General features: G+C 55.2%; 26 protein-coding genes and 1 other RNA gene. 15 read left to right on the forward strand and 12 right to left on the reverse strand.

Annotation, left to right across the window (positions count from 1 at the left end; all coding sequences use genetic code 11):
• Positions 1-135: 135 nt before the first annotated feature.
• The gene (gene cof / locus AC2AXP_RS01035) at positions 136-954 is read left to right on the forward strand and encodes an HMP-PP phosphatase (RefSeq protein WP_484381378.1); all 819 of its coding nucleotides are present in this window, start codon (positions 136-138) and stop codon (positions 952-954) included.
• 78 nt (positions 955-1032) lie between these two features.
• Here the strand turns inward: cof and AC2AXP_RS01040 are convergent, their stop codons facing one another.
• Positions 1033-2073 (reverse strand): PLP-dependent cysteine synthase family protein, encoded by a 1041-nt coding sequence (locus AC2AXP_RS01040; RefSeq protein WP_273868931.1) that lies wholly within the window; start codon positions 2071-2073, stop codon positions 1033-1035.
• A 121-nt stretch (positions 2074-2194) separates the two neighbouring features.
• On the opposite strand from AC2AXP_RS01040, the gene AC2AXP_RS01045 reads away from it, so the two are divergent.
• The 5 genes from AC2AXP_RS01045 to amtB all read left to right on the forward strand — a co-directional run bounded on the left by AC2AXP_RS01045 (position 2195) and on the right by amtB (position 8249).
• Positions 2195-2656 (forward strand): Lrp/AsnC family transcriptional regulator, encoded by a 462-nt coding sequence (locus AC2AXP_RS01045; RefSeq protein ID WP_004954581.1) that lies wholly within the window; start codon positions 2195-2197, stop codon positions 2654-2656.
• Positions 2657-2746: 90 nt separating this feature from the next.
• Positions 2747-4522, forward strand: coding sequence for a SmdA family multidrug ABC transporter permease/ATP-binding protein (locus AC2AXP_RS01050; protein WP_198773360.1), 1776 nt, complete (start codon positions 2747-2749; stop codon positions 4520-4522).
• A complete protein-coding gene (locus AC2AXP_RS01055) occupies positions 4515-6293 on the forward strand; it encodes a SmdB family multidrug efflux ABC transporter permease/ATP-binding protein (protein WP_004954574.1) in 1779 nt (592 codons plus the stop codon). Before AC2AXP_RS01050 ends, AC2AXP_RS01055 begins: the two co-directional genes overlap by 8 nt.
• 294 nt (positions 6294-6587) lie before the next feature.
• On the forward strand, positions 6588-6926 hold the full coding sequence (glnK, locus tag AC2AXP_RS01060) for a P-II family nitrogen regulator (RefSeq protein WP_004949337.1): 339 nt from the start codon (positions 6588-6590) through the stop codon (positions 6924-6926).
• A 36-nt stretch (positions 6927-6962) separates the two neighbouring features.
• A complete protein-coding gene (amtB, locus tag AC2AXP_RS01065; RefSeq protein WP_004954573.1) occupies positions 6963-8249 on the forward strand; it encodes an ammonium transporter AmtB in 1287 nt (428 codons plus the stop codon).
• Between the two features lie 101 nt (positions 8250-8350).
• On the opposite strand, the gene tesB is transcribed toward amtB, so the two are convergent.
• Positions 8351-9214, reverse strand: a complete 864-nt coding sequence (gene tesB, locus AC2AXP_RS01070; protein WP_004954570.1) for an acyl-CoA thioesterase II — start codon at positions 9212-9214, stop codon at positions 8351-8353.
• Positions 9215-9443: 229 nt separating this feature from the next.
• On the opposite strand from tesB, the gene AC2AXP_RS01075 reads away from it, so the two are divergent.
• On the forward strand, positions 9444-9938 hold the full coding sequence (locus tag AC2AXP_RS01075; RefSeq protein WP_004954567.1) for a YbaY family lipoprotein: 495 nt from the start codon (positions 9444-9446) through the stop codon (positions 9936-9938).
• A gap of 63 nt (positions 9939-10001) precedes the next feature.
• Here AC2AXP_RS01075 and AC2AXP_RS01080 read toward each other — a convergent pair whose 3' ends face one another.
• Positions 10002-10319, reverse strand: coding sequence for an MGMT family protein (locus tag AC2AXP_RS01080; protein WP_039991041.1), 318 nt, complete (start codon positions 10317-10319; stop codon positions 10002-10004).
• A gap of 155 nt (positions 10320-10474) precedes the next feature.
• Between AC2AXP_RS01080 and ffs the strand changes: the two genes are divergently transcribed.
• Positions 10475-10571, forward strand: an RNA gene (gene ffs, locus AC2AXP_RS01085) — signal recognition particle sRNA small type.
• Between the two features lie 489 nt (positions 10572-11060).
• Here the strand turns inward: ffs and AC2AXP_RS01090 are convergent.
• From AC2AXP_RS01090 to AC2AXP_RS01100, 3 genes are all read right to left on the reverse strand, one after another.
• Positions 11061-11264 (reverse strand): HHA domain-containing protein, encoded by a 204-nt coding sequence (locus tag AC2AXP_RS01090; RefSeq protein WP_088499884.1) that lies wholly within the window; start codon positions 11262-11264, stop codon positions 11061-11063.
• 51 nt (positions 11265-11315) lie between these two features.
• The gene (gene tomB, locus AC2AXP_RS01095) at positions 11316-11684 is read right to left on the reverse strand and encodes an Hha toxicity modulator TomB (RefSeq protein WP_004954559.1); all 369 of its coding nucleotides are present in this window, start codon (positions 11682-11684) and stop codon (positions 11316-11318) included.
• 158 nt (positions 11685-11842) lie between these two features.
• Positions 11843-12196, reverse strand: coding sequence for a hypothetical protein (locus tag AC2AXP_RS01100; RefSeq protein WP_273868968.1), 354 nt, complete (start codon positions 12194-12196; stop codon positions 11843-11845).
• A gap of 298 nt (positions 12197-12494) precedes the next feature.
• Here AC2AXP_RS01100 and AC2AXP_RS01105 point away from each other — a divergent pair, with 298 nt between their 5' ends.
• Genes AC2AXP_RS01105 through AC2AXP_RS01120 form a run of 4 tightly spaced genes read left to right on the forward strand, consistent with a single transcriptional unit; the run spans position 12495 to position 15110 of the window.
• Positions 12495-12641, forward strand: coding sequence for a hypothetical protein (locus tag AC2AXP_RS01105; RefSeq protein ID WP_004954554.1), 147 nt, complete (start codon positions 12495-12497; stop codon positions 12639-12641).
• The gene (locus tag AC2AXP_RS01110) at positions 12638-13351 is read left to right on the forward strand and encodes a metal ABC transporter ATP-binding protein (RefSeq protein WP_004954551.1); all 714 of its coding nucleotides are present in this window, start codon (positions 12638-12640) and stop codon (positions 13349-13351) included. The genes AC2AXP_RS01105 and AC2AXP_RS01110 overlap by 4 nt, the downstream gene beginning before the upstream one ends.
• The gene (locus AC2AXP_RS01115) at positions 13348-14205 is read left to right on the forward strand and encodes a metal ABC transporter permease (protein ID WP_198773344.1); all 858 of its coding nucleotides are present in this window, start codon (positions 13348-13350) and stop codon (positions 14203-14205) included. Before AC2AXP_RS01110 ends, AC2AXP_RS01115 begins: the two co-directional genes overlap by 4 nt.
• A 26-nt stretch (positions 14206-14231) precedes the next feature.
• A complete protein-coding gene (locus AC2AXP_RS01120) occupies positions 14232-15110 on the forward strand; it encodes a metal ABC transporter substrate-binding protein (RefSeq protein ID WP_484381379.1) in 879 nt (292 codons plus the stop codon).
• A 118-nt stretch (positions 15111-15228) separates the two neighbouring features.
• On the opposite strand, the gene ykgO is transcribed toward AC2AXP_RS01120, so the two are convergent.
• The 4 genes from ykgO to sdeX form a co-directional block, all read right to left on the reverse strand.
• Positions 15229-15369 carry a type B 50S ribosomal protein L36 gene (ykgO, locus tag AC2AXP_RS01125; RefSeq protein WP_004954542.1) on the reverse strand — a complete coding sequence of 47 codons (141 nt, stop codon included), beginning with the start codon at positions 15367-15369 and terminating at the stop codon, positions 15229-15231.
• Between the two features lie 11 nt (positions 15370-15380).
• The gene (locus AC2AXP_RS01130; protein ID WP_004954539.1) at positions 15381-15635 is read right to left on the reverse strand and encodes a type B 50S ribosomal protein L31; all 255 of its coding nucleotides are present in this window, start codon (positions 15633-15635) and stop codon (positions 15381-15383) included.
• A gap of 163 nt (positions 15636-15798) precedes the next feature.
• Positions 15799-18945: a multidrug efflux RND transporter permease subunit SdeY gene (gene sdeY / locus AC2AXP_RS01135; RefSeq protein WP_004954537.1), complete on the reverse strand. Its 3147-nt coding sequence runs from the start codon at positions 18943-18945 to the stop codon at positions 15799-15801.
• Between the two features lie 17 nt (positions 18946-18962).
• On the reverse strand, positions 18963-20150 hold the full coding sequence (sdeX, locus tag AC2AXP_RS01140; RefSeq protein ID WP_004954534.1) for a multidrug efflux RND transporter periplasmic adaptor subunit SdeX: 1188 nt from the start codon (positions 20148-20150) through the stop codon (positions 18963-18965).
• Positions 20151-20292: 142 nt separating this feature from the next.
• Between sdeX and acrR the strand changes: the two genes are divergently transcribed.
• The 3 genes from acrR (at position 20293) to mscK (ending at position 24836) form a co-directional block, all read left to right on the forward strand.
• Positions 20293-20973, forward strand: coding sequence for a multidrug efflux transporter transcriptional repressor AcrR (gene acrR, locus AC2AXP_RS01145; protein ID WP_004954531.1), 681 nt, complete (start codon positions 20293-20295; stop codon positions 20971-20973).
• Positions 20974-20992: 19 nt separating this feature from the next.
• The gene (locus tag AC2AXP_RS01150; protein WP_039992404.1) at positions 20993-21346 is read left to right on the forward strand and encodes a DsrE/DsrF/TusD sulfur relay family protein; all 354 of its coding nucleotides are present in this window, start codon (positions 20993-20995) and stop codon (positions 21344-21346) included.
• A 106-nt stretch (positions 21347-21452) separates the two neighbouring features.
• Positions 21453-24836 (forward strand): mechanosensitive channel MscK, encoded by a 3384-nt coding sequence (gene mscK, locus AC2AXP_RS01155; RefSeq protein WP_371902028.1) that lies wholly within the window; start codon positions 21453-21455, stop codon positions 24834-24836.
• 20 nt (positions 24837-24856) lie between these two features.
• Here the strand turns inward: mscK and rsmS are convergent, their stop codons facing one another.
• Positions 24857-25036 carry a pleiotropic regulatory protein RsmS gene (gene rsmS / locus AC2AXP_RS01160; protein WP_004954523.1) on the reverse strand — a complete coding sequence of 60 codons (180 nt, stop codon included), beginning with the start codon at positions 25034-25036 and terminating at the stop codon, positions 24857-24859.
• 109 nt (positions 25037-25145) lie between these two features.
• Positions 25146-25682 carry a primosomal replication protein PriC gene (gene priC, locus AC2AXP_RS01165; protein ID WP_039992402.1) on the reverse strand — a complete coding sequence of 179 codons (537 nt, stop codon included), beginning with the start codon at positions 25680-25682 and terminating at the stop codon, positions 25146-25148.
• Positions 25683-25785: the final 103 nt, after the last annotated feature.

The raw sequence follows: 25785 nt of genomic DNA on the forward strand, positions 1-25785 counted from the left end.
CCGCGCCGTTGGCTGCGGTATGGAATTTATCGTTGATAAATCAGGAACGGTTTTTTCAAATTGTTCACTATTACTTCCGTAAATACCACCCCATACTTTCAGCACGGTAACTGATTCGACATTTATGAGGTCTTTATGTATCGCCTGGCAGCGTTCGATATGGATGGCACATTGCTGACTCCCGACCATCGCATTGGGCCGGAAACGCTGGCTGCGCTGAATCAATTGGTTGAACGCGAGATGATCGTTACCTTCGCCACTGGCCGTCATTACCTTGATGCGCAACCGATCATGGCGCAGTTGGGCCTGCAGGGCTACCTGATTACCGGTAACGGCACCCGGGTCTACGATAATCGCGGGCAGCAACTGCATGCCAGCGATTTGCCGGCGCAGATTGCCGAACAGCTGCTGCATCGTCAGTGGGATACCTCGGCCAGCATGCACGTTTTTCGTGATGAGGGGTGGCTGACCGAATTTGCTGCGCCGGAACTGTTGCGGGCGCACCATCTGAGCGGTTTTCATTTTCAGTTGACCGATCCGCGCAATCTGCCGACCAGCGGTAACAGCAAGGTATGTTTCGTAGGAGCGCATCAGGAACTGATGCGGTTGCAGACGCAGTTGCAGGCGCATTTTGCCGGGCGGGTGGATCTGTGTTTTTCGGCTTACGATTGCCTGGAAGTGCTGCCGCTGGGCTGCAATAAGGGGGCGGCGCTGACCGTACTCGGCGCTCACCTGGGCGTCCCCATGGCGGAGTGCATGGCGTTTGGCGATGCGATGAATGATAAGGAAATGCTCGCCGCCGTCGGCCACGGCGTGGTGATGGGCAATGCATTACCGCAGTTGAAAGCGCAACTGCCGCAACTTACGGTTATCGGCCACTGCCAAACGCAGGCGGTGGCCCACTATTTGAACCATTGGCTGTGTTCACCTGGCTCCCCATATACCCCCGTATAGCGGAGCCCCCCTTGCAGCCGGCCGGGTATGATTACCCGGCTTTTTTTATCGCTGTCGCCTGCGGGATGCGCGGGTGACTTACAGGTTGCGCAGCTGTTCCAGGTACGGCGTCAGATCGCCGATATGGCTGCTGACCCATTGCGGGTTGTAGTAGGTATCCAGATAGCGTTCGCCGCTATCGCACAGCAAGGTGACGATAGCGCCTTGTTCTCCACGCTCACGCATTTGCCTGGCCAGTTGCAGCGCTCCCCACAGATTGGTGCCGGTGGATGCGCCCACCTTGCGCCCCAGAATGCCTTCCAGCCAGTGGATGGTGGCAACGCTGGCGGCATCCGGTACGCGCAGCATATTGTCGATCACCGAAGGAATAAACGACGGTTCCGCGCGTGGGCGTCCGATACCCTCTATCCGGCTGCCACAGCTGCCGATCAGCGTGCGATCGTGATGCTGGAAACAGTCATAGAACACCGAGTTTTCCGGATCGACTACCGTCAGTTGCGTATCATGCCCTTGATAGCGGATATAGCGGCCCAGCGTTGCCGAGGTACCGCCGGTGCCGGCGCTCATCACGATGTGTTTCGGCACCGGGAACGGTTCGCGCGCCATCTGGCGAAAAATACTGTCGGCAATATTGTTGTTACCGCGCCAGTCGGTCGCACGTTCGGCGTAGGTGAACTGATCCATATAGTGGCCATTCAGCTCTTGGGCCAGTTGTTCAGAAGCGGCATAGATCTGTGCGGCATGATCGACAAAGTGGCAGCGGCCGCCATAGAAGGTAATTTGCTCCACTTTGCGCCGCGCGGTGCAAGATGGCATCACCGCAATGAACGGCAGGCCAATCATGCGCGCGAAGTAGGCTTCCGATACCGCAGTGCTGCCGGAAGAAGCTTCGATAATCGGCGTATTCTGGTTGATCCAGCCATTGCACAATCCGTACAAAAACAGCGAACGGGCCAGGCGATGCTTGAGGCTGCCGGTCGGGTGGGTGCTTTCATCCTTCAGATAAAGGTGAATGCCGGGAAACTCAGCCAGGTTGAGGCGGATCAGGTGGGTGTCGGCGGAGCGCTGGAAATCCGCTTCTATTTCACCGATAGCATATTTTACCCAAGTGTTTGTCATCGTCTGGCCTTAAACTAGTAAGTTGTTTTGCGCGTAGCATAGCGCGTTGCCAGGAAAAAAAGATTGCCATTTTTCCTGTTTAATCGCCAAATAAGAGAAAATATTTCTCCATGGTGGCCTTATGCTAGATAAAACAGATCGTAAGCTGTTGCGCCTGTTACAACAGGACTGTACCCAGTCGCTGCAGGCGATGGCCGAGGCGGTCAACCTGACCTCGACGCCGTGCTGGAAGCGACTGAAGCGCCTGGAGGATGAAGGTTACATTCGCGGTCGCGTGGCATTGCTGGATAACGAAAAGCTCGGATTGGGGCTGACGGCGTTTGTGCTGATCAAAACCCAGCAGCACAGCAGCGAGTGGTATCAGGCTTTTGTCGACCTCACGGCGCAGATGCCGGAAGTGCTGGCGTTTTATCGCATGGCGGGCGAGTACGACTATCTGCTGCAAGTGCAGGTTGCGGACATGAAAAGCTACGATAACTTTTACAAACGGCTGGTAAATGGCGTACCGGGATTGATTGACGTCACGTCGAGCTTCGCGATGGAAAAAATCAAATATACTACTGCGCTGCCGGTTCCGGAGTGAAAAGTTCACCGAATTGGCCGCTCAACGGTGGTATTCTACGCTGCTAAAGCACAACAAGAGTAAAAACCAACCTATTTTGGATAAGACTGCGTGAGATTATTTGCTCAAATCGGCTGGTATTTTCGCCGTGAATGGCGCCGCTACCTCGGTGCGGTGGCACTGCTGATTATCATCGCTATTTTGCAACTGCTGCCGCCCAAGCTGGTGGGCGTGATTGTCGACGGCGTAACGGTAAATCATATGACCAGCGGCGTGTTGATGGCCTGGCTGGGATTGATGGTTGCCACCGCCATTGTCGTTTACCTGCTGCGTTACGTGTGGCGGGTGCTGTTATTCGGTGCCTCCTATCAATTGGCGGTTGAACTGCGCGAGAATTTTTACCGCCAGCTCAGCCGACAAAACCCGGCGTTCTATTTGCGTCATCGTACTGGCGACCTGATGGCGCGCGCCACCAATGACGTTGACCGCGTGGTGTTTGCCGCGGGCGAGGGAGTATTGACGTTGGTGGATTCGTTGGTGATGGGCCTGGTGGTGCTGATCGTGATGAGTACCCAGATCAGTTGGCAACTGACGCTGTTGTCGCTGATCCCGATGCCGATCATGGCTATCGTGATCAAATATTACGGCGATCAGCTGCACCAGCGTTTCAAATCAGCGCAGGCGGCGTTTTCCAACCTGAACGATCAGGCTCAGGAAAGCATGACCAGTATCCGTATGATCAAGGCGTTCGGGCTGGAAGATCATCAATCCAATCAGTTTGCCGACGTGGCGGCGCAGACCGGCGCCAAGAATATGCACGTGGCGCGGGTCGACGCGCGTTTCGACCCGACGATTTATATCGCCATTGGCGCGGCCAATCTGTTGGCGATCGGCGGCGGCAGCTGGATGGTAGTCAACCAGATGCTGACGCTTGGCCAACTGACCAGTTTTGTCATGTATCTCGGCCTGATGATTTGGCCGATGCTGGCGCTGGCCTGGATGTTCAACATCGTTGAACGCGGCAGTGCGGCCTACAGCCGTATTCGCAGCCTGTTGGCCGAAGCGCCGGCGGTGCGTGACGGCGACAGCGAACTGCCGCCGGGGCGTGGGCAACTGGCGGTCGACATTCGCCGTTTCCATTACCCGCAAAACGCGCATAGCGCGTTACATGATGTGGCGCTGCATCTGGCACCCGGCCAGATGCTTGGTCTGTGTGGTCCGACCGGCGCAGGCAAGAGCACGCTGCTGGCGTTGATCCAGCGGCAGTTTGATATTGATGAAGGCGATATCAGTTACCACGGCCTGCCGCTGACCGAATTGAAACTGGATGCGTGGCGTGCGCGCCTGTCGGTCGTTAGCCAAACGCCTTTCCTGTTTTCCGACAGCGTGGCGAATAACATCGCCTTGGGCAAGCCGGGGGCTACGCAGGAACAAATCGAGCAGGCGGCGCGCCTGGCCAGCGTTCACGACGATATTCTGCGCTTGCCGCAGGGCTATGAAACCGAAGTCGGCGAGCGGGGCGTGATGCTGTCCGGTGGGCAAAAGCAGCGAATTTCAATCGCGCGAGCGCTGCTGCTGGAGGCGGAAATCCTGATCCTCGACGACGCCTTGTCGGCGGTGGACGGCCGTACCGAGCACCAGATCCTGCACAATCTGCGTAGCTGGGGGCAAAACCGCACGGTGATCATCAGTGCGCATCGCTTGTCGGCGCTGACCGAAGCCAGTGAAATTCTGGTGATGCAGCACGGCACCGTGGCACAGCGCGGCGAGCACGCAACGTTGTCGGCGCAGCCCGGTTGGTATCGCGATATGTATCGTTATCAACAGTTGGAGGCCGCGTTGGACGAGGCGCCGGAAATCGGCGTGGAGATGTTAACCAATGAGTAAAGTACAAACGCTGTGGCCGACGCTAAAACGGCTATTGGCCTATGGCTCACCATACCGCAAACCGCTGGGGATAGCGGTGCTGATGCTGTGGGTTGCAGCGGCGGCGGAAGTGGCCGGGCCGATCCTGGTCAGCTATTTCATCGATAACTACGTTGCCAAAGGGCAACTGCCGCTGACGATCGTTACCGGACTGGCGGCGGCGTATATTCTGCTGGAGCTGCTGGCGGCGGCACTGCACTATTTTCAGGCGATTTTGTTTAATCAGGCGGCGGTCGGCGTGGTGCAGCGTCTGCGCACCGACGTGATGGACGCCGCGCTGCGTCAGCCGCTGAGCGCGTTTGATACCCAGCCGGTCGGGCAGTTGATTTCCCGCGTCACCAACGATACCGAAGTGATTAAGGATCTGTACGTGATGGTGGTCTCCACCGTGCTGAAAAGCGCGGCGCTGATCGGCGCGATGCTGGTGGCGATGTTCAGTCTCGATTGGCGCATGGCGCTGGTAGCGATCTGCATCTTCCCGGCGGTTTTGATCGTAATGGGTATTTACCAATATTACAGCACGCCAATTGTGCGGCGGGTGCGCAGCTATCTGGCGGATATCAACGACGGTTTTAACGAAGTGATCAACGGCATGGGGGTGATCCAGCAGTTCCGTCAGCAGCTTCGCTTTGGCGAGCGCATGAGCAATGCCAGTTGGTCGCATTATACTGCGCGCATGCAGACGCTGCGGCTGGACGGCTTTCTGCTGCGGCCACTACTCAGTCTGTTCTCGGCGCTGGTGCTGTGTGGCTTACTGATGCTGTTTGGCTTCAGCGGCGAAGGGAGCATCGGCGTTGGGGTTCTGTACGCTTTTATCAATTATCTCGGTCGGCTGAATGAGCCGCTGATCGAGCTGACGTCGCAGCAATCGATTTTGCAGCAGGCGGTGGTGGCCGGCGAGCGTATCTTTGAGCTGATGGATCGTCGTCAGCAGAGTTACGGTACCGACGAACATCCATTGGCAAGCGGCCGCATCGAAATCGACAACCTGACCTTCGCTTATCGTGAAGACAAAAAGGTGCTGCAACATATCTCGTTGCAGGTGCCGTCACGCGGTTTCGTGGCGCTGGTCGGCCATACCGGCAGTGGCAAAAGTACTCTGGCCAACCTGTTGATGGGCTATTATCCGGTCAATGAAGGGGAAATACGGCTGGATGGCCGACCGCTGTCGAGTCTGTCGCACCGTACCTTGCGCCAAGGGGTGGCGATGGTGCAGCAGGATCCGGTGGTAGTGGCCGAATCGGTGCTGGCCAACGTGACGCTTGGCCGCAATATCAGCGAACAGGCCGTATGGCAGGCGCTGGAAACCGTACAGTTGGCGGAACTGGTGCGGGGGTTCCCACAGGGGATCCACACGCGGCTTGGCGAACAGGGCAATAATCTGTCGGTCGGGCAAAAGCAACTGCTGGCGATGGCGCGGGTGCTGGTGCTGGCACCGCAGATCCTGATCCTTGACGAAGCCACCGCCAATATCGACTCCGGTACCGAACAAGCGATCCAGCGCGCGCTGCGGCTGATTCGCGAGCACACCACGCTGGTGGTGATCGCTCACCGTTTGTCGACCATTGTCGATGCGGACTCGATACTGGTGTTGCACCGCGGGCATGCGGTGGAGCAGGGCCATCATCAGCAACTGCTGGCGCAAAAAGGCCGTTATTACCAGATGTATCAGTTACAGTTGGTGGGTGAAGAGCTGGCCGCCAGCAGCCGTGAAGATATCCAAACGGCATGATCTGTTCTCGGGAGCCATTGCGGCTCCCGCATTAATCCTCTCGCACCACAATCAGGCAGCGTGCCAGGTAAAATGCCCTGCCATGCACCCTCACGGCGCACGCTGCACAATTGCAGTGCACACTAATTGACCACCGTTGCATATCGATCCTTGCTGGGCGCGGCTTTCGTCGTCGGCGATTGCCCTTATGCTGGGTAATTGGCTGAAACTGCATATAAAACCATTTATGGCACAACCTTTGCTTTATTAGCCTGGTACCCAGGGTGAGTTTGGGCTTAATCGTGGAGAGGCAATATGAAGCTGGTTACCGTGGTGATCAAACCGTTCAAATTGGAGGACGTGCGTGAAGCCCTATCCTCTGTAGGTATTCAAGGGCTGACCGTAACCGAAGTGAAAGGGTTCGGACGCCAGAAAGGGCATGCCGAGCTTTATCGCGGTGCCGAATACAGCGTCAACTTTTTACCAAAGGTCAAAATCGATATCGCCATCGCTGACGATCAATTAGATGAAGTGGTTGATGTCATTAGTAAAGCTGCCTACACCGGCAAAATCGGTGACGGCAAGATTTTCGTTGCCGAATTGCAACGTGTTATTCGCATACGCACCGGCGAAACAGATGAAGCAGCACTGTAAACACTGGCTCAGTTAAGTAGATGGGATGGATTGATAATGAAAAAACTTTTATCCATGTTGGGCCTGAGTACGGTGACCCTGGTTCCCTCTTTGGCTCTGGCCGCTCCGGCGGTAGCAGACAAGGCAGACAACGCGTTTATGATGATTTGCACCGCGTTGGTGCTGTTTATGACCTTACCTGGCGTGGCGCTGTTTTACGGCGGTTTACTGCGCTCAAAAAACGTCCTGTCGATGCTGACGCAGGTTACCGTTACCTTTGCATTGGTGTGCGTACTGTGGGTGCTGTACGGTTATAGCCTGGCCTTCAGCGAAGGCAACGCCTTTTTTGGCGGGTTTGAAACGGCGATGCTGAAAGGCATCGGTATTGACAGCGTTACAGGCACCTTCAGCCAAATGATCCACGTAGCGTTCCAATGCTCCTTCGCCTGCATTACCGTGGCGCTGATAGTCGGTGGCTTCGCCGAACGCATTCGTTTTTCTGCGGTGGTGATTTTTGCCGCCATCTGGTTCACCATTTCCTATCTGCCGGTGGCGCATATGGTGTGGGGCGGCGGTTTCCTGGCGGCGGACGGTGCGCTGGACTTCGCTGGCGGCACCGTGGTGCATATCAACGCCGCAAGCGCCGGCCTGGTGGGGGCTTACCTGTTGGGCAAGCGCGCCGGCTTTGGCAAAGAAGCGTTCAAACCGCATAACTTGCCAATGGTGTTTACCGGGGCTTCGATTCTGTATATCGGCTGGTTTGGCTTCAACGCCGGCTCGGCCAGCGCGGCCAACGGCATTGCGGCATTGGCGTTCCTTAATACCGTGGTTGCTACCGCAGGCGCGATCCTTTCCTGGACCTTTGCCGAATGGATTGTGCGTGGCAAGCCGTCGCTGCTGGGGGCATGCTCCGGCTGCATCGCCGGACTGGTTGCCGTAACGCCGGCCGCAGGCACCGTTGGTGTGGGGGGCGCGTTAATCATTGGTCTGGTGGGCGGCGTTGCCGGCCTGTGGGGCGTGGTCACGCTGAAGAAATGGCTGAAAGTGGACGACACCTGTGATGTCTTCGGCGTGCATGGCGTATGTGGCATTGTCGGCTGCCTGTTGACCGGCGTGTTCACGGCATCGTCGCTGGGCGGCACCGGTTACGCCGAGGGCGTCACCATGGGTCACCAGGTGTGGGTACAGCTGTTAAGCGTGATCATCACGCTGGTGTGGTCTGGCGTAGCGGCGTTCATTGCCTTTAAAGTGGCCGGCGCCATCGTCGGGCTGCGGGTACCGGAAGAACAGGAGCGCGAAGGCCTGGACGTCAACAGTCACGGCGAGAGTGCCTATAACCAGTAAGATAAGCAGTAAGTCGTAAAGAAGAGCAGTGCGCTAAACATAAAAAATAATGATGATGCAAAAAGGGCGATGATCACATCGCCCTTTTCCTTGCTGACGTATCAGGCCTGACGCTGGCGAATAACCCCTTCCTGTACCGTGCTGGCAACCAGTACGCCCTCGCGCGTGTAAAACTGACCGCGTACAAAGCCGCGGGCGCCGGACGCCGAGGTGCTTTCAACCGCGTACAGTAGCCAGTCGTCCAGGCGGAATGGGCGGTGGAACCACATCGAATGGTCAATCGTGGCAACCTGCATGCCGGGTTCGAGGAAGCCGACGCCGTGTGGCTGTAGCGCCGTTGGCAGGAAGTTGAAGTCCGAGGCGTACCCCAACAGGTATTGGTGGATGCGCTGGTCGTCCGGCATGTTGCCATTGGCGCGCAGCCAGACGTAGCGATGTGGTTCTTCTACGCTACCCTGCAGCGGATTATGGAATTTCACCGGGCGTATTTCGAGTGGCTTCTGGCCGATAAATTTGTCTCGTACCTTTTCCGGCAGCATATGCGCCAGCTTCTGTGCGATTGCCGATTCCGACATCAATCCTTCCGGCGGCGGCACTTCCGGCATGGTGTTTTGATGTTCAAAACCCTCTTCCGGGCTTTGGAACGATGCGGTCATGTAAAAGATCGGCTTGCCGTTCTGGATGGCGCTGACCCGGCGAGCGCTGAAGCTGTTGCCGTCCCGCAGCGTTTCGACGTCATAGACGATGGGTTTGCTGCTGTCGCCCGGACGCAGAAAATAGCTGTGGAACGAGTGCACGCTGCGTTCGGCGGGGATGGTCTGTTTGGCGGCGTAGAGCGCCTGGCCGACGACCTGGCCGCCAAATACCTGGCGCAAACCGAGATCTTCGCTTTGGCCGCGGAACAACCCTTCTTCGATTTTTTCCAAATCGAGCAGTTCAAGGAGATTTTGCAGTGCCTGGCTCATAAAAAGTTACCCTTTTAATAATCATTTTATGCAGTGTGCGGAATATCACGGCGGGACGTCAATATCTTGCGTTATGGCACAGACGAAATTGCCTTAATAGCGAGCGTTATTAGAACGCTAAGTGATTAATAGGTAGGCCAATAGGAATTTTTCAGGATTTTGTGCTAGGTTTAATGGGTCAGGTGGTGAAAGCCACCAGCATGTTGAGAATAAAAAAGGAGACCGATCCATGAAACTCTGGCAAATCCTTGGTGGAGCTACTGCATTAACCGTCACATTGGCCGGCTGCGCCCAGAAGAGTGCAGAGGTGCCAACACCGGCAGCAGGCAGCCCGGCGACTGCGCAGCAAATGCAGGTTCAGGGCCCGGCGGTGACAGGTTCGGTTAATATGCGTCAACGTATCGCGCTGCCGCCGAATGCGGTGCTGACGGTGACCCTTTCGGATGCTTCGCTGGCCGATGCGCCTTCCAAAGTGATTGCCCAGCGGGTGATTCGCACCGAAGGTCAGCAGGCACCGTTTAACTTCGCCATACCCTTCAACCCGGCGGACATTCAGCCGAACGCACGTATCATTCTGAGCGCGGCAATCACCGTGGATGGCCAATTGACCTTTATCACCGACACCATTCAGGAAGTGGTTAATCGCAACGGTACCCGTGCCGATTTGCAATTGGTTCCGGTACAAAACATCCCGGTGCAGGCGACGCCAACCGCCATGCCATAATGCGATAAATTTTTATCTCGGCGCGTTGTTCTACAGCCTTTGGCCAGCAGGTCAAAGGCTGTTTTATTCTAGGCGCCAGCCAAAACGGCGCAGATCGACCACGCCGTCGATGCCAAATTGGATACCTTCAGCCAATAACGCCTGGCGCTGACGCTGAAAATCCTCTCCGCGCAATGAGATTTTGCCATGACGATTGATCACCCGGTGCCATGGCAAACTGCTGCCTGGCGGTAACTTCTTCAATACGCCACCGACCTGGCGCGCAGCGCGCGGAGATCCCGCCAGTTGCGCCACCTCGCCATAGGTGGTGACTTTACCCGCAGGAATTGCCGCGACGACATGAAATACCCGTTGGCGGAAGGTGGCATCTGTCGATTCCATCTGCTGTTTACCTACCCTGTAAAACCCAGGTTGGCAGTGTGCCACAGCAAGGGTGGGTAAGAAAACAGCGGTCAGGCCCGGTTGGCTTGCTATTTGGGGTGCCATCAACGATAATGCCCACCGCTTCGAAGTACAGAAGTCGTCAATGGGGGCCCTGTTGGTTCTCCCGCAACACTAACTTGTGAACTCGGTCAGGTCCGGAAGGAAGCAGCCGCAGCAGGTGACGTGTGTGCCGGGATGTAGCTGGCAGGGCCTCCACCAATTTCAGCTCTGGCTGCCTGTCGTTATCGTCTTCAATTCCTGAATATCATGATTACCGTCTGTGCCTAACCCGTTTTGTCACTGCCGGGATCTGTCCACCTCACGCATCCTGTTGACTCGGTGGCAAACAGGTAGATGAAAGGCGGGAGTCTTAGATTGGTAGGGGGCATTTAACGGTTGCCAACGGTAGCTTGTTCAGACGAACCCTGTTGGCGTGAACTGCACTGCACAGGGTGCGGTATCCTTGCACGGTGGCAAGGCGAGTGGGGGATTCATTGCCTGGATATTAACGGAACAAGAACCGGCCTTTAACTGATGGCATAAGCACATCCAGGTTGGGATACAATGAGTCGCAAAAAGTAAATTGATTGTTCATGATGCCAGATATTGACGTAATATCTTTCAGGAATAAAAAGGGTATTAAATAACGTTATCATTGAGGCCGATCGCGGCATCGGCTCAACGCAGACAAATCTTGGATTATCTTACGTATTTCCAAACGGCAGTCGGCACTTTGTCATACAATTTATTCATCGTCAGCTCGGCCAGCCGATGATCTGCCGCAGAGTAAAAAAGTTCCAGCTCGTCGTCAGAAAGTTCATACTTGTTTTTTTCTATAACGCGTTCAAGCGTGTCAATCGTGGTGCATTTACGTAAACGCATCAGATAGTCAATTTTAGTCATGATAACCTTTAGTCTTATTAACCGTAGATATAGTTTGGGGATAATTATCCCCTAAGTTTTCATCGTAGTACAGATGCCCTCTCCTGAGAACATTCTGAATAGTCGCGCTTTGGTTTTTTGCCAACGACGCAGATCGGAATCATTAATACCGTAACTACTAAACAGCGTGTAGGTATCGTCGAGATATTCTTCGACCAGTTCCGAAAAATCGCTTTCGTCCATGTATTTTATTTTATAGCTCATGATAAACGAAGCAATATGCTCAATCAGTTCATTAAGCTGTAGGTTGACCGCAGACGTTGGATCGTTTACCCAGCCGTGGTGGCTGTCACCAAGAGTCGCGATGCCTTCGTCGTACAAAGTTTCGCACAAGAATTTGAGCTGAGCAATATCGTGCCGCTTCGGCGAATACTCATCCATATCATCCCCTCCGTAAGTCTTAATTTCGGTGTGATAACACTCTGTGAGTAAGCTGATGGACTTCTTTCTCGGAGGTAGCTTAAGTGATGCTATATAAACTTTCCGTATTATTAATATAAATCATTTTTCCGCAGCTGACCTGTAATTATTACGTAATCTTACAATTCGTCTGCCGTTGACGGGCGAGAGTTGTCGATTATATCAAAAACCAACTCTTGTCGACCCAGGCTAAAACGCACACTGTCACTAAGGTATTCCTGAGCATAGATATCAATGCAGGCATTGAAAATGTACCACTGATAACGGTAACTCATTGAATACTCAAGCGTGGATAGCTGCCGTAACTCAAATATTTCTAATGAACCCTCAGTGTAGTGAGCATTTTCTGAATAAAAGTTCAGGCCGCTGGTTAACGCGGGAACTAACTCTGACAGCCGATCGTTAATCACTTTCATTAATTGATCGCTAGAAAGTGCGCTAACGTTCTGCTGACAAGCCAAGGTTACGTGCATTTATCTCTGCCTGCTCTCGACAACGTTAGCCTTATCTTACTCTTTTTTCGCCCGGTCGTCGGCAGACTTTTCACTTACTATAGTTTTTTTACAGTTCCCAGACGTTTACCACATGGGAAATATCCTTGCTTATTTAAGAACAATCTTAGCAATAACCTTCAATGTTCTACGTAGAGAAAAAATGCAGGGTGTATTGTCGGTTGTTACGTTAAGTTGCAATAAAATCGTCTCCGTCGCTTGAGCCTGCGGTACTATTGTGATGTTATATTATAACATTTACTGAAAGGCGTTTAGCGACATGAAGCATTCTTCTGTCTACGGCAAATCGGAGCCAAAGCCGGTTTACAGCTGGTTCACCGCCTCCGCCGGGGCGCGTTGCGCCGCTGTGCTGCTGTTGTTGGTGGCATTATGGCTGGCTATTGACTGGGCGGTGGTATTGCCATGATTGCGTTACGACATGCGATTTTTGGTTACGGCACCGGCGCCCTGTTCCCACCATTAAACGGCCGTTTCGCCCGTGGATCGCTGACGGCAGTGATCGGTGTCAACGGTGCTGGCAAATCCACTTTATTGAAAACCATCGCCGGGCTGTTGCCGTTGCAGGGTGGCAGTATCGATTATGGCAGCAAAAAATTTCCCTCCATTGCCTATTTGCCGCAGCAGGCGGAACTGGATCGGCAGTTTCCGATCGTGGTCAACGATGTGGTTGCCATGGGCTGTTGGCGGCAACTGGGCATGCTGGGCGGGTTAACTGCCTGCGCGCGCCAGCGGATAGCCGATGCCTTGGCCACGGTGGGTATGAGCCAGATGGCGCATTCGCCAGTGAGTGAGTTGTCTGGCGGCCAGTTGCAGAGGGTGTTATTTGCCCGGTTGTTAGCCCAGCAAGCGCCGCTGATCCTGCTGGATGAGCCTTTTACCGGCATCGACAGTGCGACGATCGGCTTATTGCTGCAGGTGATTGCACGTTTGCATCAGCAGGGGCAAACGGTGATCGCAGTTTTACACGATATGGCGATGGTGGCCGGGCATTTCCCTCAGGCATTGCTGTTGACGCCACAGGACTGCCATTGGGGCGATGCTGACTGCGTTCTCGCGCAACTGCCGTTGCTGCATGCCGCCAGTTCCCCGGTTAGCCGGATCAAGGTTGCGCCATGATGTTGCTTCATCTGCTGATCGATCCCTTCGTATCCTTCGGTTTTATGCGCCGGGCGCTGGTGGCCTGTCTGGCACTGTCGCTCAGCACTGCGCCGCTCGGAGTGTTCCTGCTATTGCGCCGCATGAGCCTGGTGGGTGATGCGCTGTCGCATGCGGTACTGCCCGGCGCGGCGATCGGCTATTTGATTTCCGGCATGTCATTGGTGGCGATGGGGATTGGCGGGTTTATCGCCGGTCTGGCGGTGGCGATGCTTTCCGGCCTGGTTAGCCGCCATACGCCGCTCAAGGAGGATGCCAGCTTCGCCGGTTTCTACCTCGGTTCGCTGGCGCTAGGAGTGACGCTGGTATCGCTGCGCGGCTCCAGCGTTGACTTGCTGCACGTATTGTTTGGCTCGATTCTGGCGGTGGACAGCCATGCCATGGTGATGGTGGGCGGTATCGCCAGCGTGTCGTTGCTGGCGCTGGCCGCGTTGTACCGGGCGCTGGTGATCGAATCGTTTGACGCGACCTTTTTACGCGTTGGCGCACCGCGCTGGCTGGCATGGGGGCATGGTCTTTTTTTGGCGTTGGTGGTGGTCAATCTGGTGGCCGGGTTTCAAATTCTAGGCACTCTGATGTCGGTTGGGCTGATGATGTTACCGGCCGCCAGTGCGCGCTTCTGGGCAGGTAATCTGCCGCAGACTCTGGCGGCGTCGATGGCGATCGCCGCACTCGCCAGTATCGTCGGACTGCTGTGGTCTTATTATGCATCGCTGCCCGCCGGCCCGGCGATCGTGCTCAGTGCCAGTCTGATATTTTTCATTTCGATTCTATTTGGGAGGCGTGGTGGGATTTATGCCCGCGCGCGTCGTTGAGAAGTGCCATGTACAAGGAGATACCAATGAAAGGCTTATCAATAACGCTGGTGGCGGCGGCTCTGCTTTCCAGCCCGCTGGTAATGGCCAATACCGTCAACGCGGTGGCCAGTTTTTCGGTGTTGAGCGACATCGTCAAACAGATCGGCGGCGAGCACGTCAAGGTGGCGTCGCTGGTGGGGCCGAACGGCGATCCGCACAGTTTTGAACCGTCGCCTCAGGACAGCAAACTGCTCTCGCAGGCAGATCTGGTGTTTGTCAGCGGTTTGGGGTTGGAAGGCTGGATCGACAGGCTGGTGAGCGCTTCTGGTTACCATGGTCCGTTGATTACCGCCTCACAGGGAATTTCAACTCGCCAGATGGCAGAGGATGGCAAACAGATTACCGATCCGCATGCCTGGAACAGCATGAAAAACGGCGTCCAGTATGCGACGAACGTGATGAATGCGCTGATCGCCGCCGATCCACAGGATGCCAACTATTTCCGTCAGCGCGGCGCCGAATACATACAGCAGCTGCAACGGCTCGATCGCTGGGCGCTGGCGGAGTTTGCCGCCGTGCCGGCAGAAAAGCGCAAGGTGCTGACCAGTCACGATGCGTTTGGTTATTTTGGTCAGCAATATGGCGTGACCTTCCTGGCGCCGGTAGGTTTTTCTACCGAGGCGGAGGCCAGCGCCAGTGACGTTGCCCAGTTGATTAGCCAGATCAAACGGGAAAAGGTGCATACCTATTTCATCGAAAACCAGACCGATCCACGCCTGGTGAAGCAAATCGCTGCGGCAACCGACGCCAAGGCCGGTGGGGAATTGTATCCTGAAGCCCTGTCAACCGCCCAGGGACCGGCAGCAACCTATGTTCAGGCGTTCAAACACAACGTCGAAACCATTGTCGCCAGCATGAAGTAACCGTGGTTTAGCCCCGCCAGGACGGCGGGGCTTGTCAGAACTGGCCGCTAATGGAAAATAAAAAAGCCCCGTTGAACAGTCACGGGGCTTTGACGATAAACCAGGTTGTCTACGGCAGTTAACGCTTTTTCTTACGTCCCTGTACCGCTTTAAAACGCGGATTGGACTTGCAGATCACGTAGATGCGGCCTTTGCGACGCACCACGCGGCAATCTGGATGGCGATTTTTCGCCGAACGCAATGAACTCAAAACCTGCATGCTGATTCCCTTTACTTACTGCCAATAAATCGACCGAAACGCTGCTGGAAGCGCGCGGTGCTGCCTTCTTTGGAAAACTCTTTCTGCTTGCCGGTGTAGTACGGATGCGAAGCGGAAGAGACGTCGATGGTGACATACGGCAGAGTTTCCCCGTCATGATCGATAGTGCGATCGGTCTTGATGGTCGACCCTACTTTGAAATAGGCATTGGCGCTCAGATCGTGAAACACCACGGTACGGTATTCTGGATGGATATCGGCTTTCATGATGACCTCTCATGTAATGTTATACTATAACAATTAGTATGCGCCGAACGGCGTATTCGATCAAGTATAAATTGTCGACGCACAGCGGCCATTGCGCGTGGCGGGAGAGGGAAGCATAAAAAAAGGCCGCATAAGCGGCCTTGGTATTCAGGGAAGAAGGGGATCAGCGATGCTCAACCGGGTGAGAATGTTCGATGTCTTCGTTCTTCTTGGAGAAGCGGCGGCGTACCACCACGAAGAACACCGGAACAAAGAAGATCGCCAGCACGGTTGCGGTGATCATCCCGCCCATAACGCCGGTACCTACCGCGTTCTGCGCACCGGAGCCAGCGCCGCTGCTGATAACCAGCGGCAGTACCCCGAGGATGAAGGCCAGCGAGGTCATCAGAATCGGACGCAAACGCATACGAACCGCTTCCAGCGTTGACTCGATCAGTCCCTTGCCCTCTTTTTCCATCAGATCCTTGGCGAATTCCACGATCAATATCGCGTTCTTCGCCGATAGCCCAATGGTTGTCAGCAGGCCCACCTGGAAGTAAACGTCGTTGTTCATACCGCGCATGGTTGCCGCCAGCAGCGCACCGATAACCCCCAGTGGCAGAACCAGCATCACCGAGAACGGAATCGACCAGCTTTCATACAGCGCCGCCAGACACAGGAACACCACCAGAATCGAGATGGCATACAGTGAAGGGGCCTGGTTACCGGACAGACGTTCCTGGTAGGACATACCGGTCCAGTCATAGCCAACGCCGCTTGGCAGTTTCGACGCCAGTTCTTCCATCAGGTTCATGGCTTCACCGGTACTCTTGCCGGGTGCAGCCTGGCCGAGGATTTCCATCGATGGCAGACCGTTGTAACGCTCCAGACGCGGTGAGCCGTATTCCCACTTCGCGGTAGCGAAGGAGGAGAACGGAACCATCTGGCCGCTATCGCCACGCACATACCAGTTGTTGATGTCGTTCGGCAACATACGGAACGGCGCATCAGCCTGTACGTAAACCTTCTTCACACGACCACGGTCGATGAAGTCGTTGACGTACGAACCACCCAGCGCGGTGGTCAGCGTACTGTTGATGGTGGTAATGCTGACGCCCAACGCCTTGGCTTTTTCCTGATCGACGGTCAGTTTGAACTGTGGCGTATCTTCCAGACCGTTAGGACGCATACCGACCAGCATATCCGGATGCTGTGCAGCCATCCCCAACAACTGGTTACGCGCTTCGGTCAGTTTTTCGTGTCCCAGACCGCCCTGGTCGATCAATTCAAAGTCGAAGCCGGTCGCGGTGCCCAACTCGATAATCGCTGGCAGGTTGAACGGAATGACCATACCGTCCTTGATTTGCGAGAAGGCAGCCATGGCTCGGCCGGCAATCGCTTCAACCTTGTTCTCGGTGCCCGGACGTTCGTCCCAGTTCTTCAGGCTGACGAAGGACAGACCGTTGTTCTGGCCATTACCGTTAAAGCCGAAGCCGGCAACGGTAAACACCGACACTACGTTGTCTTTCTCTTTCGTCAGGAAGTAGTCGGTGACTTCTTCCAGCACTTTCGAGGTACGCGCTTCGGTGGCACCGGCAGGCAACTGCACCATGGTCAGCAGGATGCCCTGATCTTCATCCGGCAGGAACGAGGACGGCAGGCGCAGGAACAGGAACGCCATGCCGACGACGATCAGCAGGTAGATCAGCAGGTAACGACCGGTGCTGCGCAGAATGTTGGCTACGCTGTCGGTGTAGTGGTGCGTGCTCTTTTCGAACATGCGGTTGAACCAGCCGAAGAAGCCGGTCTTCACGCCGTGGTCGCCTTTCGCTACCGGTTTGAGCAGGGTGGCACACAGCGCCGGCGTCAGAATCAACGCAACCAGCACCGACAGGGCCATTGCCGAAACGATGGTAATCGAGAACTGACGGTAAATTGCCCCGGTAGAACCGCCGAAGAACGCCATAGGTACGAATACCGCTGACAGCACCAGCGCAATGCCGACCAGCGCACCCTGGATTTGGTCCATCGATTTTCTGGTAGCTTCTTTCGGCGGTAGCCCCTCTTCGGACATTACACGCTCGACGTTTTCCACCACCACGATGGCATCATCCACCAATAGGCCTATCGCCAACACCATGCCGAACATCGTCAGGGTGTTTATCGAGAAGCCGAACGCCGCAAGTATGGCAAATGTCCCCAGCAACACGACCGGCACTGCGATGGTTGGAATCAAGGTCGCACGGAAGTTCTGCAAGAACAGATACATGACCAGGAACACCAGCACGATCGCTTCGAACAGCGTTTTCACCACTTCATTAATCGAAATCTTGACGAATGGGGTGGTGTCGTACGGATAAACCACTTTCATCCCTTGCGGGAAGAACGGAGCCAGCTTGCCGAGCTCTTCTTTTACGCCAGCCGCGGTGTTCAGGGCGTTGGCGCCGGTAGCCAGTTTGATACCCAGACCTGCCGCCGGCTTGCCGTTGAAGCGTGCCGTTACCGAATAGTTTTCGGCACCGCGTTCGATGCGCGCCACGTCTTTCAGACGCACCTGCGAACCGTCGCTGTTAACCTTCAGCAGGATCTTGCCAAACTCTTCCGGTGACTTCAGACGGGTCTGCGCAATGATCGAAGCGTTCAACTGCTGGCCCGGTACCGGAGGCATACCGCCCAGCTGCCCTGCGGCAATCTGGTTGTTCTGCTCGGTGATGGCGCTGGTGACATCGGTGGTCGTCAGCTGGAAGTTATTCATCTTGTTCGGATCGAGCCAGACGCGCATCGCGTATTGCGCACCGAACAGCTGAACTTCACCCACGCCGGAAGAACGGCTGATCGGGTCTTTGATGTTGGAAGCCACGTAGTCCGCAATATCATCCTGGGTCATGTTCGGATCGTCGGAAACGAAGCCGGCCACCATCAGGAAGCTGCTGCTGGATTTTTCTACTTTCAGGCCTTGCTGTTGCACCTCTTGCGGCAACAGTGGCGTTGCCAGTGACAGTTTGTTCTGGACCTGAACCTGCGCGATGTCAGGGTCGGTGCCAGATTCAAACGTCAGGGTAATTTGTACGCTACCAGAGGAGTCACTGGATGAGGACATGTACATCAGATTATCGATACCGTTCATGTTCTGTTCGATAATCTGTGTCACGGTGTCCTGCACCGTCGTGGCATCAGCGCCAGGATAGGTGGCGGAGATCGTCACCGCCGGTGGTGCGATAGTCGGATACTGCGCAATCGGCAGTTTCATTATCGCAAGCACCCCCGCCAACATCACGATGATGGCGATTACCCAGGCGAAAATAGGGCGATCTATAAAGAACTTAGCCATGTATTACCGGCTCCTTTTTATGACTTCTGCGCGTCAGCCTGCGGCTGTTTTTGCGCCTGAGTGTCAACTTCTTGTGCTTTTACCTGCGCGCCAGGTTTGACTTTCATCAACCCGGTGACAATAACGCGATCGCCGGCTTTCAACCCTTCGCTGACCAGCCATTTGTCGCCAATTGCCTGATCCGCTTTCAGTGAACGCAGCTCCACCTTGTTGTCTGCACCGACTACCAGCGCAGTCGCATCGCCACGCGGGTTACGCGTTACGCCCTGCTGTGGTACCAGCAGCGCGTCGTTGCGAACGCCTTCATCCAGACGGGCGCGCACGAACATGCCAGGCAACAGTTCATCTTTCGGGTTAGGGAACACGGCGCGAATGGTGATGGAACCGGTGGTTTCATCAACGGTCACGTCAGAGAATTCCAGCGTGCCTTCCTGGGCGTAGGTCTGGCCGTTCTCCAGCAGCAGCTTGACCTTGGCCTTGCCGTTTTCCTGCTTCAGCGAGCCGCTGGCCAGTTCCTGTTTCAGACGCAGGAAATCGTTGCTGGACTGGGTAACGTCAACGTACATCGGATCCAACTGTTGTACGGTAGACAACGCGTTGGTTTGACCGCTGGTCACCAGCGCACCTTCGGTAACGGCGGATTTGCCGATACGCCCGGAAATCGGTGACGTCACCTTGGTGTAGGCCAGATTGATGCGCGCCGTTTCTACCGCAGCCTTGGCCGCGACCACTGCCGCATTGTTCTGCTGCAAGGTGGAGATGGCGGTATCGTAATCCTGCTTACTGATGTAATTGGTACCCAGCAATGGTTTGTAACGGTTGACCGTCAGACGGGCGATGTCGGCTGCGGCCTGTGCCTTGGCCAGATCGCCTTTGGCGCTGTCGTAGGTGGCTTGATAAGTCGCGGGATCGATCTGGTACAGCGATTCACCGGCTTTGATATCACTGCCTTCAACAAAGTTGCGTTTCAGAATAATACCACTGACCTGCGGACGAACTTCGGCGATGCGATACGCAGCGGTGCGACCAGGGAGATCGGTAGTAATGTTGAGAGGTTCGGTTTTCAGGGTCACCACACCCACTTCAGGGGCCGGTTGTTGAGCGCCTTGCTGTTGGGCTTCTTTATCATTACATCCTGTAAGCACTAAGCTGCCGGAAAGCATCAGAACTGCCGCCAGAGGCGTTAACCCTCTGTTTTTGTTCATAGAAAAACCTCAAGTGTCCGATTTCAAAATGATCAATGGATCACAAGCATTAAAACCCATTGCTGCGTTAATTATATGTGCGTGCTATGGTACATACATTCGCGAATGTATGTAAATCACAGTCCCCCTAAAAAACAACGCCATGGCACGAAAAACCAAACAGCAGGCGCAAGAAACCCGACAGCACATTCTTGATGCTGCGGTTCGAGAATTCTCTGAACGTGGCGTTTCTGCAACGTCACTGACAGATATTGCCACCGCAGCCGGGGTTACGCGTGGTGCAATTTATTGGCACTTCAAAAATAAGGTAGACCTGTTTAACGAAGTTTGGGAATTATCAGAATCGAAAATAGGCGACCTCGAAGTAGAGTATCAGGCAAAGTTTCCAGAGAATCCACTGAGGATTTTAAGGGAAATCCTGATTTACATCTTGACCGCTACGGTAGAGGACGTCCGCCGACGCGCATTGATGGAGATTATATTTCATAAATGCGAGTTTGTGGGCGAAATGATGCCGTTACATGATGTGCGCAAGGTGTTGTACCTGGAAAGCTACGAACGCATTGAATCGGTGCTGCAGAACTGCATCCGTCATAACCAGCTTCCGGTGGATCTGCATATTCGCCGTGCGGCTATTATTTTACGTGCCTATGTTACCGGCCTGATGGAAAACTGGCTTTTTATGCCGGAAAGCTTTGATTTGAAGCGCGAGGCAGCAACGTTGGTTGATGCGTTTATCGAAATGGCGCAATACTGCCCAACGTTGCGTATCAAACCGGGTGAGCGGGCGGCGTTGTCGCAACGTGCTGACTGCCCCCTTTAACTGCAAGCAGGGAGGAATGATGTCTTCAATGGTACTGATTGCCAGCGGTGCGGCCTACGGGCAGGAATCGCTGTTCAATGCACTGCGTCTGGCGATTGCCTTGAAAGAGCAGCAACAGGCGCTGGATTTGAAACTGTTTTTGATGTCTGACGCGGTGATTGCCGGCATCGCCGGGCAGCAGCCGCACGAAGGCTACCATCTGCAGCAGATGCTGGAAATTCTCAGCGCCCAACAGGTGCCGATCAGACTGTGTAAAACCTGCGCCGATGCGCGTGGCGTCAGCAGATTGACGCTGGTCGACGGGGTGGAAATCGGGACACTGATTGAACTGGCGCAGTGGACGCTGGCAGCGGACAAAGTTCTGACGTTCTGAGCAGGCGGCCTGACGCGCCATTCATCATCGGCAATATTTTTCTCGTTTTTTGCCAGGTGGCGAACATGCTAATCTTGAGACTTGTTGGTTGAAACGAAGTCAAATCATGAGTCGCAGGTTCGTCACATCCTTTTCCTCGGCCTTACTGTTACCGTCGCGCATGGCCTTACGCTGCGCGGTGGCGCTATTGCTCCTGATTGTCTGCACGTTATGGCAGCCGGCGCTGGCACAGATTTCCTATAATAGCGACCTGCCGACGCGCAGCGATATCCAGAATCAGCTTGAGGCGTTGGCCAGGCAAAAAAATCTGACGCCGGTCGAAAAACTGTCACAACAGGATCTCAACCGCACCACCGAACTGCTGGACGCTCTCGAGCATGTCCGGCAGGAAGGGGCGCAGTTGAAACAGCAGCTACAGCAGGCTCCGGTGAAACTGAGGCAGGTGACGGCGCAGCTTGAGGCGATGAAATCGCCGCCGGATGATGCCGCGGTACGTGCCGAACTGCTGTCGCTGTCGCTGCGTCAATTGGAAGGTCGCCTGTACCAAACGCTGGATGAACTGCAAAGCGCGCAGGAAAACCTGTCGACCTACAATAGCCAACTGGTGTCGCTGCAAACCCAGCCGGAACGGGTGCAAACCAGCATGTACACCGCATCGCAGCGCCTGCAGGAGATCCGTAATCAACTGAATGATCAATCGCCGGGGCAGGCGGTGTTGCGCACCAGCCAACAGGAGATGCTGGCTACCGAGCAGGTTTTGCTGAATGGGCAGATCGAACTGCAACGTAAAAGCCTTGAAGCCAATACCACGCTCCAGGATTTGCTGCAGAAACAGCGTGACTATACCAACGGTCATATCGAGCAACTGAACCATCAGGTGCAGATGCTGCAGAACGTGGTCAACAGCAAGCGCCTGACGCTGTCGGAAAAAACCGCCAAAGCGGCGCAGAACCCGGAAGATGCCACCGACATCCAGCACGATGCGCTAGTGCGTAATGAACTGGACCTCAATCGCCAGCTCAGCCAGCGGCTGATTGCCGCAACGCGTGAAAGCAACACCTTGTTCCAACAAAATATCCAGGTAAAAAGCTGGCTCGATCGCGGCCTGCAATCCGAACGCAATCTGAAAGAACAGATCCAGATGCTGAAAGGCAGCCTGGTGCTGTCGCGCATTCTGTACCAACAGCAGCAGAGCCTGCCGCAGGGGGCGCTGGTGGCAGATATGCAAACCCACATTGCCGACCTGCGTCTGGAGCAATTTGACATTAACCAGCAGCGGGACGAGCTGTTCAAGGGCAATGATTACATCGATAAGCTGTTGGCCAATGCCCAGGAAAAAGCCAGCGATGACGTGATTGATGCATTGAATGAAATCATTGATATGCGCCGCGAATTGCTGGATCAGCTTAACCGCCAATTGAGCAATCAACTGACGCTGGCGATTAATCTGCAAATCAATCAGCAGCAGCTCACCAGCGTATACGATTCGGTGCAGGACACGCTGACCCAGCAGATTTTTTGGGTGAACAGCAATAAACCCATCGACCTGGCTTGGCTGAAGGCCTTGCCCGGCGCCATCAAACAACAGTTGGCGTCGCTGGATTTCAAATTCAAAGCCGCCAAACTGCTGGACGGCGGACTGCGTGTGCTGGTGTTCCTGCTGCCGATGCTGTTGATTATCGGCCTGCTGCGCTGGCGCTATAGTCTGATTGACAGCCATATACAAAAGCTCAGCAATGACGTGGGGCAATTGAAGCGTGACAGCCAGCTGCATACGCCAAAAGCGCTGTTGCTGATTTTGCTGAAAGTGGTGCCGGGTGCCGCGTTGCTGCTTGGCGTCGGCTTTTGGTGCTACCGCTCGGAAATCAGCATCAGCGATTTTTTATGGTCGCTGTCACAGCAGCTGTCGCTGTTTTACCTGGTGTTCGGCTTCACCTTCCGCCTGATGGCGCCAGGGGGGATTGCCGAGCGGCACTTCGCCCTCGCGGCGAGCCTGTGCGCGCACTACCGCCGCCAGACAATTCGTCTGGGACTGGCGCTATTGCCGCTGATCTTCTGGTCGGTCCTGGGTGAAAAGGCGCCTTTGCGACTGGTGGAGGACGTGATCGGTCAGGTGGTGGTGATGTTGACGCTGCTGCTGCTGGCGGTGCTGGTATTCCCGCTCTGCCGCGACAGCTGGCGCGAAAAGGGCGCGCATGCGGTACGGCTGGTGATTGTTACCGCCATTGCCGCGACGCCGCTAATGCTGCTTGGGCTGATGTTCGCCGGTTATTTCTATACCACGCTGCGGCTGGCAGGGCGCTGGATCGACAGTCTGTATCTGTTTTTCCTGTGGAATATCGTTTATCTGACCGCCATCCGTGGCTTAAGCGTTGCCGCGCGGCGTTTGGCTTACCGCCGGGCGCTGGCGCGACGCCAAAGCCTGGCGAAAGAGGGCGCAGAAGGCAACGAACCGGTGGAAGAGCCGCCGTTGGCGCTGGATCAGATCAATCAGCAGTCATTGCGTTTGACCACCATGGCACTGTTTCTGCTGTTCGCGACCGCGTTCTATGCGATTTGGTCGGATCTGATCACGGTGTTCGGCTACCTCGACAGCATCTCGCTGTGGCATTACACCAGCGTGGTGGCTGGCAGCAGCCTGCCGCAGGCGGTGACGCTCGGCAATCTGATGGTGGCGTTGCTGGCGGTGATAGTCGCCTATGTCATGACGCGCAACCTGCCGGGGCTGCTGGAGGTGCTGGTGCTGTCACGCTTGCAACTGCGGCAGGGGGCGTCGTACGCCATCACCACCATTCTGACCTATCTGATCACCGCGGTAGGCACCGTAACCGCGCTGGGATCGCTGGGCGTCTCGTGGGACAAGCTGCAGTGGCTGGTAGCGGCGCTGTCGGTCGGGCTGGGCTTTGGCTTGCAGGAGATCTTCGCCAACTTTGTTTCCGGCTTGATCATCTTGTTTGAACGCCCGGTGCGCATCGGCGATACCATTACCATCGGTACTTTTTCCGGTTCGGTCAGTAAAATTCGCATTCGCGCCACCACCATTACCGATTTCGATCGCAAGGAAGTGATCATCCCGAACAAGGCGTTCGTCACCGAAAGGCTGATTAACTGGTCGCTGTCCGACACCATTACTCGGGTCTTGATCAAGGTAGGCGTGGCCTACGGTTCCGATCTGGACAAGGTCAAACAGGTGTTGCTGAAGGCCGCGCACGATAATCCGCGGGTAATGACCGATCCGGAACCGCAGGTGTTTTTCCTGAATTTCGGTGCCAGCACGCTCGATCATGAATTGCGCCTGTACGTACGCGAGCTGCGCGATCGCAGTTATACCGTCGATGAGCTTAATCGCTCAATCGATCGCTTGTGCCGCGAGAACGACATCAATATCGCCTTCAACCAGTTGGAAGTGTATTTGCATAACCAGCAGGGCAATGAGGTGCAGGAAGTGAAGCGTGACTTCAATCCCGGGCCGGAACAACCGGCCGGCTGATGGGCAACCGCTGCGCGGTGTTACGGGGTGCCGGGCAGATACGGCGTGCTGGCACCGCTGCGCTGCATTTTTTCCTGATAGTCCCGTTTGACGATATCCAGCGCCGCCAGCGCGGTGGCTGGATCGATCTCGTTACATTCCAGCAGGTAAATCAGATCGACTGCCAGCTGTAATTCTGGTGAAGCATTTTCTAGGGACATAAATCCAACATTATTTGGTTTGCGATAGGTGAATGAACTCTGACACTGGCTGAGTATAGTGAACCCTGGCCGGGGAGGGGAATATTCCTTCAAATAATGTGATAAAACTTCAAAAACCGTTTTCTTTTCTTTCAATACTGCGTTCTATGCGTGCCAACGCTTGACGGCATCGCATCAACCGGCCTTCGAGTGCCGCCAGCTCCTGCTGTATTTTTTGCTGCCCAGCCAAAGTGGTCTGTCGGCCTAACAGGCTTTCGCGATCCTGGATCATCGCCAGCAAACGACGCTCATAATCCTGATGCTCCGCCAGTTTATGGTACAGATCGACCTGCGCCGGTGCTTTGGGTTGATTCTGACGTCGCAGCGTCTGGGTGGCCAGTTCACGTTGCAGAGCGCCGATCTGCGCGACCAGCTTTTCCGCCAGGAACGCCACTTGCGCGTTGCGATTGTCATGGACGGCGGATTGCAATTGGCTGAAGTTCTTCTGCACCTGCGCCAGGTAATCTCGCAGCCGCGTCCCGTGGTTGGCAAACAACGCGCTATCGAAACGCGCCTGCGAAACCGGTGTATCGCCGCGCGGCGTTACTTCGCTGGCAAGCGCCGCGATTTGCTGCTGCAAAGCCTGTAATAAATGCTGCGTATTCACGCCGATCCCCAAGTTGTACTCACAGAAGCCTAGCTTGCCCGCGATAGTCGTTTGATACAAGCGCCATCGCCATTATCGGCTATTTCGCCAGCAGCTTGAATGC

This window comes from Serratia sp. Sp408, from assembly GCF_057180665.1.